The following is a 13,351-nucleotide window of genomic DNA, read 5'->3' on the forward strand; positions in this document are numbered from 1 at the left end:
GCGACGCCGTGCGAGCGCTGGGCTGGTATCGGCAGTTCCGTGAAATTGTCCTGATGTTCGCCATCATCAACATAGAACCACTGTGTGAACCGCTGTAACCGTGACTCAGCATCTATTCAACAGAGCAAAAAGACGCAGTATCGTGGGTTGTTCGTCGGCTCGCCGTTGCTACCCGCCTTTTATCAGTCGTAACACCTGCACGTGGTCGACCACGACCGGCTGGTCTTCGGGGACCGGCGAACCATCGACAAGTACCGTGACCTCCTGGGGGCTGCGGTCGATCGCCCGAACGAGATCGCCGTACGAGGCCTCGTTGTCGAGGCTCACCTCGTGGGTTGATTCGCCGACCACGTCGACGGTGACGTCCATGGCGAGGGTCGGCCGGCGATTGTTAAAAAGAAGTCGGGTTCGGGCAGGTTCGAGCGACTGGTCTCGGGGCGTTTATCATCCCGCCGACCGCTTGTGGAGGTATGAGCGAGGTCGACGCCGACGCCGAACCCGAGGCGACTCCGGGCCGCGAAATCTGGATCGAGAAGTACCGCCCCCAGACGCTCGACGATATCAAGGGCCAAGCCGACATCGTCGAGCGCCTCGAAAGCTACATCGACCAACGAGACCTGCCCCACCTGCTGTTTTCAGGCCGCGCCGGAATCGGCAAAACGACCGCCGCAACCGCCATCGCCCGCGAGGTGTACGGCGACGACTGGCGGGGCAACTTCCTCGAACTCAACGCCTCCGACCAGCGCGGGATCGACGTCGTGCGGGACCGTATCAAGAACTTCGCCCGATCGTCGTTCGGCGGCCACGACTACCGCGTCATCTTTCTCGACGAGGCCGACTCCCTTACGTCGGACGCGCAGTCGGCGCTCCGTCGCACGATGGAGCAGTTCTCGGACAACACGCGGTTCATTCTCTCGTGTAACTACTCCTCGAAGATCATCGATCCGATCCAGTCGCGGTGTGCAGTGTTCCGATTCTCCCCGCTGTCCGACGAGGCCGTCGCCGCCCAGATCGACGAGATCGCCACGGCCGAAGGTATCGAGATCACCGACGACGGCCGCGAGGCGCTCGTCTACGCCGCAGGCGGCGATATGCGCCGGGCGATCAACTCGCTGCAGGCCGCCGCGACCACAGGCGAGATCGTCGACGAAGAGGCCGTCTATCTGATCACGTCGACCGCGCGACCCGAGGAGATCGAGTCGATGGTGACCGACGCCATCGCCGGCGACTTCTCGAAATCACGGGCCACACTCGACCGGTTGCTCACCGATACCGGGATGGCCGGCGGCGACATCATCGATCAACTCCACCGCTCGGTGTGGGAGTTCGATCTCGCCGAACGCGATGCGGTCCGGCTGATGGAACGCATCGGCGAGGCCGACTACCGGATCACCGAGGGTGCCAACGAGCAGGTCCAACTCGAAGCCCTGTTGGCCTCGCTGGCGCTAGATGCGTAGTCGGGCAACCAAACGGTAGGTTTCAGTAGTTCGCCGTCGACCGCCCAGATATGCTCACCGTTGTTTCGGACACCCACAGCACCGAGGGCCACCGGCTTCGCGATCGGACGGCCAAAGCGGTTCGACAGGCCGAGCTCGTCGTTCACGTCGGCGACTTCATGACCGAATCAGTGCTCGATGCGTTCGAGGCCGAGTCGACCACCTTCCGTGGCGTCTATGGCAACAACGACGACGAGGCGATCCGCTCGCGGCTTCCGAAAGCTCGAACAGTCGAGTACGAGGGAGTTCGGTTCGCGGTCACCCATACTGTTCGCGGTGGACCAACCGCACTCACCCTGTTCGGTCAGGAACGCGAGGCTGACGCCGTTATCTTCGGCCACAGTCATCGGCCGACCGTCGAGCTAACGGGGCCACTCCCCCTTATTAATCCGGGCAGCCACGCCCAGCCGCGCGGCAATCGCCCGGCACACGCCGAACTGGAGCCAGTCGCCGGTGGGCTTCAGGGACGGCTTGTCACCCCGGATGGAGAGGTATTCGAGACGTTCCAACTCACAGTCGACTGAGCAGGTCCTCGGTTCGGCTCGTTGGGCGACCCCCGGGAACCGTGCAGTTTCAGGTGGTCGACACGTCGAAATGGCTTTGAGTCGCCCCGTAAAATCCATCGTATGGACCTAGGTCTGTTCGATGATCCGATCGTGATCGGTCTCATCGTGACACTGTTGTTGTTCGTCTTCTTTGGCTATCTTCTCATTCGCCGGACAATGTTGGGTCTTCGTGAGGGGTATCGTGATGGACAGCGTCGTGAGTGACTGCTCGTTCCGGAGTGAGTGTGTATGGTAGCGATCGAGACGTTGCTGACGTTTCTCGTCGCCGCCGCCGCAAGTCTGTTCATGGCGTGGGCGATCGGCGCTGGCTCATCGGGGTCGACGCCGTTTGCGCCGGCGGTCGGTGCGAACGCCATCTCGGTAATGCGCGCAGGGCTGATCGTCGGCGTATTTGGCTTTCTGGGCGCGGTGTTGCAGGGCGCGAACGTTACCGAAGCGGTTGGCACTGAACTCGTTATCGGCGATCCACTGTCGGCGACGGCGGCGATTATCGGCCTCGTCACCGCGGCCGTGCTGGTTGCGATCGGCGTGTTCGCCGGCTACCCGATCGCAACGGCGTTTACGGCCACGGGAGCGGTCGTCGGCGTTGGCTTGGCGATGGGCGGCGGCCCCGCATGGGCGAAGTACATCGAGATTCTCACCCTCTGGATTCTGACGCCTTTCGTCGGCGGTGGAATCGCCTACGGAATCGCCCTCATGCTCCGGGGCGACCGGTTCGACGAGGACTACCTGATCGCCTCGCTAGGTGGACTGATCGGATTCATCGTTGCAACCATCGAGTTCGCGTTTCTCGGCCCAGCCGACGGCTCGGGATCGATCGCCGGCTCGCTCGGCGAGCGTCTTCCACTCCCGACGGTGGGCGGCGTCGACGGAGGCATGATCGTCGCCGCACTCGCGCTGGGGCTAGTGTCTGCGGTACTGCTCTGGAGTGCGCTCCGCCGCGACCGGATCGCTGGCCAGCGGCGGTTTTTGCTTCTGCTCGGCGCGCTGGTCGCCTTTTCGGCCGGTGGGAGTCAGGTTGGTCTGGCGATTGGCCCGCTGGTGCCGTTGTCGGAGGAGATCGCGATCCCGCTGTGGGCGATTCTCGTCGGCGGTGGGTTCGGACTGCTGGTTGGCTCGTGGACCGGCGCGCCCCGGATGATCAAAGCGATCGCCCAGGACTACTCGGCGCTCGGTCCGCGACGGTCGATCGCCGCGCTCATCCCGTCGTTCGCGATCGCACAGACGGCGGTCGCCTTCGGCATCCCGGTGTCGTTCAACGAGATCATCGTGAGTGCGATCGTCGGCAGCGGCTACGCGGCCGGTAACGCCGGGGTGAGCCGAAGCAAGATGATCAATACAGTGCTCGCGTGGGTCGGCTCGCTCGTCCTATCGTTCGTGTTGGCCTACGGGATCTACGCGCTCGTCTCGTTCGTGCTCTTTTAACTCAGGTCAGCTCTGGCTCTTCGTCGGGTGCTGTTTTCGGGTACTCCTCGCCGACCGTAATGCGCGTTTTGAGGATGCGGGTGTTGTCGACCTCTTCGATGCCGATCTGGACGCCGTCGTACTCGAAGGTCTCGCCCTCTTCGACGAGCCGGCCCGCCCGGTTGAACACGAACCCAGCCAGGGTTTCGAACTCCTCGCCCTCCGGCAAGTCGATCTCAAGCACGTCGTTGACCTCGTGGATGTTGACCTCGCCGCGGACGACAGTCGTCTGGTCGTCGATCTGGTCGAAGGGCTCTGCCTCGTCGCCCTCCAGAATGTCGCCGACGATCTCTTCGACCATGTCTTCGAGCGTGATGATACCCTCGGTCGTCCCGAACTCGTCGAGAACGATCACCATCTGGAGACGGTTTTCCTGCATTTCTGCCAGCAGCTCGTCGACGTTCTTCGATTCGGGAACGTGGAGTGTCGGCTGGACGACGTCGTCGAGGTTGCTGCCGCCCTCGCTGTACTGGTGTTCGCGAACCAGATCCCGGACGTTGACGATACCGATGATGTTGTCGAGGTTGCCGTCGTACACCGGCACCCGGACGTGATCGTTGGAGATACAGGCCGCAATCGCCTCCTCGACGGTCGAATCGCGTGAGACGGCCGTGATATCGAGTCGTGGCGTCATCACTTCTTTGGCGATCGTGGAGTTGAACGTGAAAATGCGTTCGAGCATTTCGCGTTCTTCCTCCTCGATGACTCCCTCGCGCTCGCCGGTCTCGATGATGTCCTGGATCTCATCGCGGGTGACGTACGGTGATTCGATCGTCGACGAACTGCCGAGCAGACTGTTGATGATCCGTGTGAGTCGGTCGAAAATGTAGATGAGCGGAAACAGCAGGTACTCCGAGAGTTTGAGCGGGCGGGCGGTTTTGAGCGCCCACGATTCGGTGTGTTCGACCGCGTAGGATTTCGGTGCGCTCTCGCCGAACAACAGGACGATGGCGGTGATCCCGAACGTGGCTGCGAACACAGCCTGTCCCTGGGTGAGATACAGCCCGAACAGTGCGGTCGCGATCGAGGACATCGCGATGTTGGCGATGTTATTTCCAACCAGAATCGTCACCAGCAGACGGTGGGGGTTCGACTTGAGCCCCTCGACGACGGTCGCGTGTTTGACCCCTTCTTCGACCATCGAGTCGATTCGGTGTTGTGGGAGCGAAAAGAAGGCGATCTCGGAGGACGAAAAAAAGGCCGACAGTCCGATGAGAATAGCGATTCCCAGCACGCCTAGTACGGTGATCGTCCCCGTATCGAGCGGCGGCGTCTGCAACGCGAAGTCGGTAAAGGAAGCAACTGCAAGCGATAAACCCATGTGTCGACTGGTTGCTCGGCCCTGAAATTAAGCGTTGTCCTCTTAGTGCTCGTCAGTGAGATATAGCTCCAGAGCGGCCACTCGCACAGAGCGGAGCTATAACAAGCCGTCGTCTCCTACGAGTGCTAATGGCAAAACAGCGTTGTGACGGCTGTGAGACGGTAGTGAAAATCGCCGGTGGAATCGGCGACTTCTGGAGCTTCGATTTTTCGCCGACCGGTGGGATGATCCTCGAACTCGCCGACGGCAGCGAGCACTTTCTGTGTCTCGACTGCGTCGACGCCCTGCCCGACGACCACGATCCAACGGCCGCCGACGTACACGCACTCCCCACAGACGGCGAGTAGGCAGTCACTACGACGTGGTAGCCTGTTCCTACCGCCGTATCCGGTCGACCGTCGTCGCCTCACTACCGTCTCGGCATCCGCACGTTTTTGAGCGAGGCCGCCCCACCAGTGTCCGTGAAGCCCTCGCGTATTCTCGACGAGTTTCCCGCCCCGAGCTTTCGCGGCACCCAACGCGAGGCTCTCGTCGAGATCCGCGAGGCGTTCGACGCCGACAACGACGTCGTCCTCATCCGTGCGCCGACAGGCAGCGGCAAATCCCTGTTGGCCCGTGCGATCATGGGGTGTGCACGACGGCTGCAGGACGCCAAACCGGCCCAGGTCACCGGTGCGTACTACACGACGCCACAGGTCTCGCAACTCGACGACGTGGCGGTCGACTCCCTGCTCGACGATTTCAACGTTATTCGTGGCAAATCCAACTACAGTTGCATCCTGCCGGGCGAACACGACACCCCGGTCAATCAGGCCCCCTGTGCCCGCGAGAAGGGGTTCGACTGCACGGTCAAACACCGGTGTCCCTACTACTCGGATCGCGCGATCGCCTCGGGCCAACCGATGGCGGCGATGACACTGGCGTACTTTATGCAGACCGCCGGTTCGGACGTCTTCGGTATGCGTGACGTGGTCGTCATCGACGAGGCCCACGGCCTCGCCGAGTGGGCCGAGATGTACGCCACCATCGAGCTTGCGCCGCACCGCGTGCCGGTTTGGGAGACCGTCGACGTTCCCGACATCAACGCCGCCCACAATCCGGTCGAACGCGCCTCGGCGTTCGCCGAACGACTTTCAGACGTCTGTTCGCACGCCAAACGCGAACTGACCAACGAGCCCGAACTCACTCCCGAGGAGGTCGCTCGACGCGACAGGCTCAACGAGCTGATCTCCGAGCTCGACTGGTTCGTCGATGACTACCGAAGCCCCGAGAGCCCAACGACGTGGGTTGTCGACCAGCCGGGTGGCGAAGGAACCACGATCACGATCAAACCGCTCGATCCGGCGCGCTATCTCCACCACACGGTGTGGGACCGCGGCGAGAAGTTCGCACTTCTATCGGCGACTATTCTCAACAAGGACGCCTTTTGTCGACAGGTTGGCCTCGATCCATCACGGGTCGCGCTGGTCGACGTCGATCACACGTTCCCGGTCGAAAACCGCCCGTTGTACGACGTCACACAGGGCAAGATGACGTACGAACACCGCGAGGAGACCGTCCCAAAGATCGCCCGGCTCATCGTCCGGCTGATGGCCCACCATCCCGATGAGAAAGGGCTCGTTCACGCCCACTCGTATGCGATCGCCGAGCAGTTGGCCGAAACACTCGCGGCGTTCGGCGTCGGCCCGCGGGTCCGGGTCCACGATTCGGACAACCGCGACGCCGAACTCACCGCCTGGAAAGCCAGCAGCGATCCGGAGCTCTTTATTTCAGTCAAAATGGAGGAGGCGCTCGATCTCAAAGGCGACCTGGCCCGGTGGCAGGTGCTGTGCAAGGCTCCGTATTTAAATACGAACGACTCGCGGGTGGCCCGGCGACTCGAAGACGGCCAGTGGGCGTGGTACCACCGCACCGCGCTTCGAACGGTGATTCAGGCCTGCGGGCGCGTTGTCCGCGCACCGGACGACTACGGAGCGACGTATCTGGCGGATTCGAGCCTGCTGGACCTTTTCGACCGCGCGAAAGCTGACACGCCGCCGTGGTTCCGAGCGCAGGTCGACCGACTCTCGCGTCCCGACCTTCCCGACTTCGATCCCGAAGCAGCGCTTGCAGGGGTCGGCGCGACGGCGAGCCCACGGCGCGGTGGTACGCGGCGTCGAAGCCAGCGTGGTGATCGGTCAGGAAGTTCCCACGGCTCGAACGGACAGACGCGGACCGAAGCCGACGCTGACCGTCGACAAAACCACCCGCTCTCGGACGTCTGGGGCGACGGCTAACGGCTCGACTCCACCGCGTTAAATAAGCGCGACGCCGTAGGCGACCATCGATCCAACCATCATGACTGTGAAGAAGATCGCCATGAACTGCTGTCTGTTCATATTTTCCGATTGATGCTCAAACAGCTTAGATGTATTGGCTTTTCGAGGTCCACTCAACCAATAACTCTCGCAAACGTATTTTGACAATCCAGAACTTAATTTGGAAATCTGATTTAGTATTGGAACAACTATCGCATTTAGCTTGTTGAGCATGGCAGCTATTCTCACGAAACCTTTAGATACGTGGTGTCTGTATAGAGTGTATGGCAACGAAAGGCCTGATGATCGCGCTTACACTGTATCGTTGTGGAACCCTCACGTTCAGGCAGGCGGCGACCCGTGCCGGACAGACCGACGATGCGTTCGCCCGGACGCTCTCGCAGTACGACATCCCTGCACCCGCACACAAGTAAGATCCCGCCGACCGGCCTGTGTCCGATCGATGACGTCGTTCTCCAGTCGACACCCCTGTTCGTCCAGTCGACCGCCCAAGAAGAGGGTCGACGGCCCAATTATCACCGATTGATTCTTGTAAGGAAACTATTAGTACCGTCTGCGCTCACTGTTCAGCTGGTGGGGTAAACTATGTCAACACACACATCAAACATCTGTGTGGCAGTCTCGATCTTCCACGCGCGGATGCGTGGGCTGCACACGCGACTGTCGAACGCTGGCTGCGGGTCGAATCCAACCCCGGGTCGGGAACCGGAATCGACCGGCTGACCGTCGGTTCGCGGCTGTTGTCGAAGCTCGAAACTGGTGGTCGACTGACGAGCGATCAACTGTCGCTGCTCGCAGAACTCTGTACGATACGGCTGCAAGAGGGCACTACCCCAGCCCGTGACCGCGAATCGCTCGCAGCCGTGGTCGATCAGGTCGACCACGTGCTTGCGATGTGTTCGCGTTCGTAATCCTTTTTCTGCCCCGCCCACCGTTTCGCCGCCACCTCATCACGTCGTCCGGAGGTGACCCTGGGTCGGTTCGTACAGCTCGCCTTTCCGTCGGAGGTTTTCGATCTCCTGTTCGGCCTTGGTCGCTTCCATCCCGATCTCACCGGCGCGCTCTAAGACTTCGTCGACCGGTGCACCCTCTTCGAACTCCTGTTCGATCTCGGCGATCAGCTGTTTGATGTTCTTGATCCGGTCGCGCTGGGTTTTCGAGGTCCCGGTTTCGACCACGTCGGCGTCGAACTGCCCCGTTTCGGGGTCGACGCCGATATCCTTCAGACACGACCGAACGATCGACACCGACCGGTCGGCGTCCTCAGTTTCGACGGTATCCGAGAGTCGCACGCGGGCGCTCGCCTCGGCCAGCCGAACCAGCGCTTCGAGCTTTCGGGCCGTCACGGGAATCGGTGCGTCTTCGTCAGCGCCTTTCGAGCGGAGGTCGACGTAGAACTCACGGATCGTTGCCTTCGCCTCGTCGGTCATTGTCGGGAAACACGACCGCTTTGCGTGAGCGATGTACTTCCGCAGGAGTTCGGCGTCGATCTCGGGGGCGACCTGGTCGGTGACCTCGTCGACCTGCTGTTGGGTGAACTCCGAGGTCGCGATGCGGGTGCGCTGGGTGTTGAGCTCGCCAGCGTAGTTGGTCTTGAGGATGTGGTCGGCCAGCATCCCGTCGTGGTCCGGATCGGGGGTGTCGGTCACCGTAAAGATGAGATCGAACCGCGAAACCAGTGCGGGTTCGAGGTCGATCTGCTCGCCGATCGGCTCGTAGCGGTCGAACCGGCCGTACTTGGGGTTGGCCGCCCCGAGCAGCGAACATCGCGATTTGAGTGTCGCGTTGATGCCAGCCTTTGAGATGCTGATTTCCTGTTGTTCCAATGCCTGATGCATGGCACTGCGATCCTCCGGTCGCATTTTATCGAGTTCGTCGACTGCCGCAATTCCCTGATCAGCCAACACGAGCGCACCGGCTTCGAGGGTCCACTGCTGGCCGTCGCCGAAGTCATCTCTCACAGCTGCAGCCGTCAGCCCGGCCGAACTGCTGCCTTTCCCGGACGTATAGACGGACCTCGGGGCGATATTCTCGATATATGACAGCATCTGTGACTTACCTGTTCCCGGATCACCTATAAGGAGCATATGAAGGTCGCCACGAATCCGCGAGCCGTCGGGAAGGTGTTTTGTCACACCGGAGAACAACTGCAGGATCATCGCCAGTTTCTCCTCGTCGTAGCCGTAGATCGAGGGGGCGACCGAGGCGACCATCTTCTCGTAGATGTCCGGCGAGTTCGAGAGTTCGGTGATCTCGATAATATCTTCCTGGTTGATATCCATATCCTCAAACACCTCGTCCTCGATGGCGACCGAGATGCCGTCCATGTAGAGATCGAACAGTGAAGACTTGCCGTCGTTGCCGTCCATCTGCTCGATGTGGAGAACGCCGACGACGGTGACGTGGTCGCCCGCGGTGACTTTGCCGGTAATGTCGTCCTCGATGTTGATGTCGATGCTCTGTGGCGTCTCGCCGCCGCGCAGTCCCTCGGGACTTTCCTGAACACGGAGTTTTTGGGCGTCGACGAACTCCGACTGGTCGAAGTTAATTTTAAAAGGCCCCTCGCGTTCGCAGCCTTGGCAGTCGTGGGGTTCCTGGAAGCCGCCGTCCTGCTGGGGAATGTAGTTCATCGTCCCACAGCGCTGGCACTCGAACGCTGAATCGGTGATTTTCGGCCGAACGTCGGTGGCCTTACGAATGATGCCCTGGACTGAGACTAATTTTCCAATATGGTTGTCGTGGACGCGGATGCCGCGGATGTCGACCGAGTCGGGCAGCTCCCGAAGTCGGACGTGGGCGTTGCCGAGTTTGACGTCCGCGGGCAGATCGTAGAGTCGGAGGGCCTCTTCGGCGTACTCTTGGATCTGGTCGGGTTGGGCGAGGTAGTCGTCGGCGAGGTCGCGATCGAACTGGTAGAGGTCGTCGTAGTCGATGTACAGCGAGCGCTGGTCGTTCGGGTACTTCTGGGCGAGCGTGCCGATCTCCTCGCGGTAGTAGTTCCGATAGAACTGAATAAACCGATCGGTGAGTTCCTGATTCCCAGCCTGAGCCATTGAAAGAGGGGTAAGTCGCCATCACGTATGAAGGTCCGGTTCGCCCGAGCAGTAGTGGAATCCGTCCGAACGAAATAGTTACAAACGTATGACAAAAACACAAAAGCGAGAATGTCGACAGTCACCGAGAGCGTCGAGATACCGTCCACTGTGGCCGCCGTTGCCACCCGATACTGGCGACTCACGCGCATCCTGCGTGTGGTACTTCTTATCGGTGTGATGGCGATTGTGATCCCGGCAGCGGTGGCACTCCCGTGGACTCTGTTGCTCGGTGTTGGGATCGTGCTGATCATTGTGCTCCGGGTCCGGATGTTGAAGACGGACAGAACGACTACGCTAACGACCGAAAAGCCACCGTCGACAGTTCGACGGGAGTTTGGGAGTCTCAGGCCACCGATGTTGGCCGCCCAGTGGTGTCTCGCCGACGAGATTCGATCGACCGATACCGGCGGCGAGTACGACCTTTCGTCGATGTTGAGACTCAAAACAGCGACGATGGCTGTCGAATCTCGACTAGTCGACACGGACGTCGAACTCCTCGAAATCGTCGTTACAATCGATGGGAGCTCGTGGAGTACCTATCGAGTGTCGACACGCAGTACAGCAGGCGGGACCGAGGTGACAGTCGACGTGCGTTCCGACCGACGGTTTGGGCTTCGGCTGCTGCCCGATTGGATTGCTGGGCGATACTACTTCGCCGATCTGCTCGCTGAACAGGGGTATACGGTCGTCGACCAATCGAATTCGCTGTCGGTCTGATTGGGCCATTGAGAACCAGGAGACTCAAACAGAGCCCATCCGAATCTGTGATATGACGTCACCGGACACCCACGAACTGCTGATCGTCGGCGGAGGGGTCGCCGGACTCACCGCTGCGACGTTCACCGCCCGCGCTGGGCTCACCACGCTCGTCGTCGACCACGGCGAGTCGATTCTGCGGCGAAACGCCCACCTCGAAAATTTCCCCGGCTTTCCGGCGGGCGTCAACCCCCGACTGTTCGTCGATATGCTTCAGGCCCAGGCAACACGCAACGGCGCAGGCTATCAGCAGGGGCTGGTCGACGAACTCTCGGGGAGCCTCGACGAAGGGTTTGTCGCCACCGTGAGTGCGGTCGACAACGCCGCCGAGCGCCGCCGGTTGCGCGCCGAGCGCGTGCTGATCGCCTCGTGGAGCGACGTGAGCTATCTCGATGGCCTCGACATCGACAGCCGCGATGCCGGAAGCAAGCAGTACGTCGTCGACGACGGCCTCGGCCGAACGAGTGTTGAGGGCATCTACGCGGTGGGTCGGATCGCCGAACGCTACCACCAGGCCGTAATCGCCGCGGGCGACGGCGCGGAAGCCGCCATCACGCTCATCCATGACAGCGAGACGCCCTTTTATAACGACTGGGTCGTCCCCGAGGGCTATTTCACTGATCGTGGCCGCGATGTGCCGCCGGGTTGCGAGGAGATCGATGCCGCCGAACAGCGGGCACGCCAGGCCGCCTCGCGGGCGGCCATGCAGGAGTATTTTAGTGAGGCTCACGACGAACGACAGCGGACGCATCCGAGTCTGGTGGATGATGAAAAAGGACGGGTCGACGGCGAGGAGTAGGCAACCACGTGTGCGAAATCCAAATTGCGGACACACAAGGCGCGTCGTAAGTTGAAAGCCGAATTTCATTTTCACGCACGAAAAACAATAAATGCTGAAGAATTCACAACATTCGGCATATATCATTAATATGTGGGTGTTATAGACAGATATTCAAAACACGCGTCTACTAATAGATGGTAGGTGTTGAATCTAGCAATGGATTCGTGTTGTTCATTGTTTTGTTGAAGAAAATTAGATGAATTTGCAATATTGGCTGCTTTAGACACGGGTTTATTACTATACACTATAGAAAAGTATGCAAGACGAAATCAAATGGTGGAATAATGAAAGAACCACAAACTGCAGAAGACAGATACAACCGGTACCGAAACGAGCTCATCGAGCCGTCGAGCTACAGCGAATGGCGGCACGCCAACTTGGTGTACGCAAACGCGCCGTTCGCTCAGGCGGTCTCCGAGCATTCGTCGATGACGTTCCCAGAAATCCGAGGGCCGGCTGCGAGCGACTGACCCACCTGTCCGCCTGTTTTATCAATCCACCGGAGGGCCAACCCTCCCACACTCCGTTTTTCGGCTGTCGACACTGTGGACAGTGGGAACGCCCAACCAACTGTTGTCCTCACTGAAATATCACGTCTGAGCCTCTACTGTAGAAAAAGAAAGCGAGACAGTTCGGGCAGTCGACTTCGTCGGCTCTGTGTTCAGTAGCATCAGTGGTGCGGTGAGATGCAGCTGTGGAACCTGTCCGAGTCCGAACACCCATACAAGTACGCCCACGGTCGGTGGCGCAGTACTCAAGATGACTGTCGAGGCTTCGCGTCGATACAGCGGGCCGTAACTCAGTATCGCACCGATAAGCAACAGCGAGCCGACAGCAGCGGTTCCAATAGAAAACAACAGCGCAAACACGCCCCACGGCTGGATCGTGTACGTGATCGTCGCCAGCCCGAACACCGGCTCGAACTGAAGATCAGCCCACAGGAGCTGGTCCACCGGAGTCGTCGCAGCGAGGACGACCGTCAGTAGCGGGACGCCAGCGAGAATCCCGAAAAGCGGCGTCCGGATGAGGTCTCCACGCCCGGTGTAATCGAGGCCGAACGCGAGAAAGAAGGGCCCCATGAAGCACACACAGACGAACGAGACCGCTTCGAGGGCGACCCGTAGGGTTGGCTCGAAAATGAGCAGTGCAGAACCATACGAAACGCAGAACACGGCAACGGCCGCGATATTCCCCATGAACCAGGCTACGCCGGATTTTTGGGCTGGCGATACAGATACTGCAACAGATACAGCGCGCCACCACAGGCTCCGAACGAGGTACCGACGATGCCTGTTCCAAGTGCCCCCAGCATCTTCATACATGGAAGTCGACGGACACCAACTATAAGATTGGAGTGTAGTCTTGAATGCTCTGTTGAATAGCGATCTATTCGGCTGATATCACGGGTTAGAAACGTGAAGCCGAGGAATTCGACTCTGCCCATGGAGATCGATCTCCTCGACTTCGTTGAGCAGTGTCGTCGGCTAGCTAAAC

The 13,351-nt window shown here is 60.2% G+C and carries 15 protein-coding genes and 1 pseudogene; 12 read left to right on the forward strand and 4 right to left on the reverse strand.

Annotation, left to right across the window (positions count from 1 at the left end):
• Positions 1–98, forward strand: a pseudogene (locus O2S87_RS15920) (IS5/IS1182 family transposase); the annotation flags it as partial.
• Between the two features lie 70 nt (positions 99–168).
• Here O2S87_RS15920 and samp2 read toward each other — a convergent pair.
• Positions 169–369, reverse strand: a complete 201-nt coding sequence (gene samp2, locus O2S87_RS15925; protein ID WP_475409752.1) for a ubiquitin-like small modifier protein SAMP2 — start codon at positions 367–369, stop codon at positions 169–171.
• Positions 370–470: 101 nt separating this feature from the next.
• Between samp2 and O2S87_RS15930 the strand changes: the two genes are divergently transcribed.
• The 4 genes from O2S87_RS15930 (at position 471) to O2S87_RS15945 (ending at position 3,487) form a co-directional block, all read left to right on the forward strand.
• Positions 471–1,457 carry a replication factor C small subunit gene (locus O2S87_RS15930; RefSeq protein ID WP_475409753.1) on the forward strand — a complete coding sequence of 329 codons (987 nt, stop codon included), beginning with the start codon at positions 471–473 and terminating at the stop codon, positions 1,455–1,457.
• 50 nt (positions 1,458–1,507) lie between these two features.
• Complete coding sequence (locus O2S87_RS15935) at positions 1,508–2,020, forward strand: metallophosphoesterase (protein WP_475409754.1); 513 nt, start codon at positions 1,508–1,510, stop codon at positions 2,018–2,020.
• A gap of 102 nt (positions 2,021–2,122) precedes the next feature.
• Positions 2,123–2,266 (forward strand): DUF7859 family protein, encoded by a 144-nt coding sequence (locus O2S87_RS15940; protein WP_475409755.1) that lies wholly within the window; start codon positions 2,123–2,125, stop codon positions 2,264–2,266.
• Positions 2,267–2,290: 24 nt separating this feature from the next.
• On the forward strand, positions 2,291–3,487 hold the full coding sequence (locus O2S87_RS15945) for an inorganic phosphate transporter (RefSeq protein ID WP_475409756.1): 1,197 nt from the start codon (positions 2,291–2,293) through the stop codon (positions 3,485–3,487).
• Position 3,488: 1 nt separating this feature from the next.
• Here O2S87_RS15945 and O2S87_RS15950 read toward each other — a convergent pair whose 3' ends face one another.
• Entirely contained in the window at positions 3,489–4,847 is a 1,359-nt protein-coding gene (locus tag O2S87_RS15950; protein ID WP_475409757.1) for a hemolysin family protein, read from the reverse strand.
• Between the two features lie 128 nt (positions 4,848–4,975).
• On the opposite strand from O2S87_RS15950, the gene O2S87_RS15955 reads away from it, so the two are divergent.
• The 4 genes from O2S87_RS15955 (at position 4,976) to O2S87_RS15970 (ending at position 8,076) form a co-directional block, all read left to right on the forward strand.
• On the forward strand, positions 4,976–5,194 hold the full coding sequence (locus tag O2S87_RS15955; RefSeq protein WP_475409758.1) for a DUF7561 family protein: 219 nt from the start codon (positions 4,976–4,978) through the stop codon (positions 5,192–5,194).
• A 114-nt stretch (positions 5,195–5,308) separates the two neighbouring features.
• Entirely contained in the window at positions 5,309–7,123 is a 1,815-nt protein-coding gene (locus O2S87_RS15960; protein ID WP_475409759.1) for a helicase C-terminal domain-containing protein, read from the forward strand.
• 305 nt (positions 7,124–7,428) lie between these two features.
• Positions 7,429–7,578 (forward strand): DUF7317 family protein, encoded by a 150-nt coding sequence (locus O2S87_RS15965; protein WP_475409760.1) that lies wholly within the window; start codon positions 7,429–7,431, stop codon positions 7,576–7,578.
• A gap of 327 nt (positions 7,579–7,905) precedes the next feature.
• Positions 7,906–8,076 (forward strand): hypothetical protein, encoded by a 171-nt coding sequence (locus O2S87_RS15970; RefSeq protein ID WP_475409761.1) that lies wholly within the window; start codon positions 7,906–7,908, stop codon positions 8,074–8,076.
• A 39-nt stretch (positions 8,077–8,115) separates the two neighbouring features.
• On the opposite strand, the gene O2S87_RS15975 is transcribed toward O2S87_RS15970, so the two are convergent.
• On the reverse strand, positions 8,116–10,218 hold the full coding sequence (locus O2S87_RS15975) for a minichromosome maintenance protein MCM (protein WP_475409762.1): 2,103 nt from the start codon (positions 10,216–10,218) through the stop codon (positions 8,116–8,118).
• 111 nt (positions 10,219–10,329) lie between these two features.
• Between O2S87_RS15975 and O2S87_RS15980 the strand changes: the two genes are divergently transcribed.
• The 3 genes from O2S87_RS15980 to O2S87_RS15990 all read left to right on the forward strand — a co-directional run bounded on the left by O2S87_RS15980 (position 10,330) and on the right by O2S87_RS15990 (position 12,327).
• Complete coding sequence (locus tag O2S87_RS15980) at positions 10,330–10,977, forward strand: hypothetical protein (RefSeq protein ID WP_475409763.1); 648 nt, start codon at positions 10,330–10,332, stop codon at positions 10,975–10,977.
• 52 nt (positions 10,978–11,029) lie between these two features.
• Positions 11,030–11,815 carry an FAD-binding protein gene (locus tag O2S87_RS15985; protein WP_475409764.1) on the forward strand — a complete coding sequence of 262 codons (786 nt, stop codon included), beginning with the start codon at positions 11,030–11,032 and terminating at the stop codon, positions 11,813–11,815.
• A 326-nt stretch (positions 11,816–12,141) separates the two neighbouring features.
• Positions 12,142–12,327 carry a hypothetical protein gene (locus O2S87_RS15990; protein WP_475409765.1) on the forward strand — a complete coding sequence of 62 codons (186 nt, stop codon included), beginning with the start codon at positions 12,142–12,144 and terminating at the stop codon, positions 12,325–12,327.
• A gap of 120 nt (positions 12,328–12,447) precedes the next feature.
• Here the strand turns inward: O2S87_RS15990 and O2S87_RS15995 are convergent, their stop codons facing one another.
• Complete coding sequence (locus O2S87_RS15995; protein WP_475409766.1) at positions 12,448–13,053, reverse strand: histidine kinase N-terminal 7TM domain-containing protein; 606 nt, start codon at positions 13,051–13,053, stop codon at positions 12,448–12,450.
• Positions 13,054–13,351 lie beyond the last annotated feature (298 nt).

The sequence above is a fragment of the Halohasta sp. A2 genome (assembly GCF_056175805.1).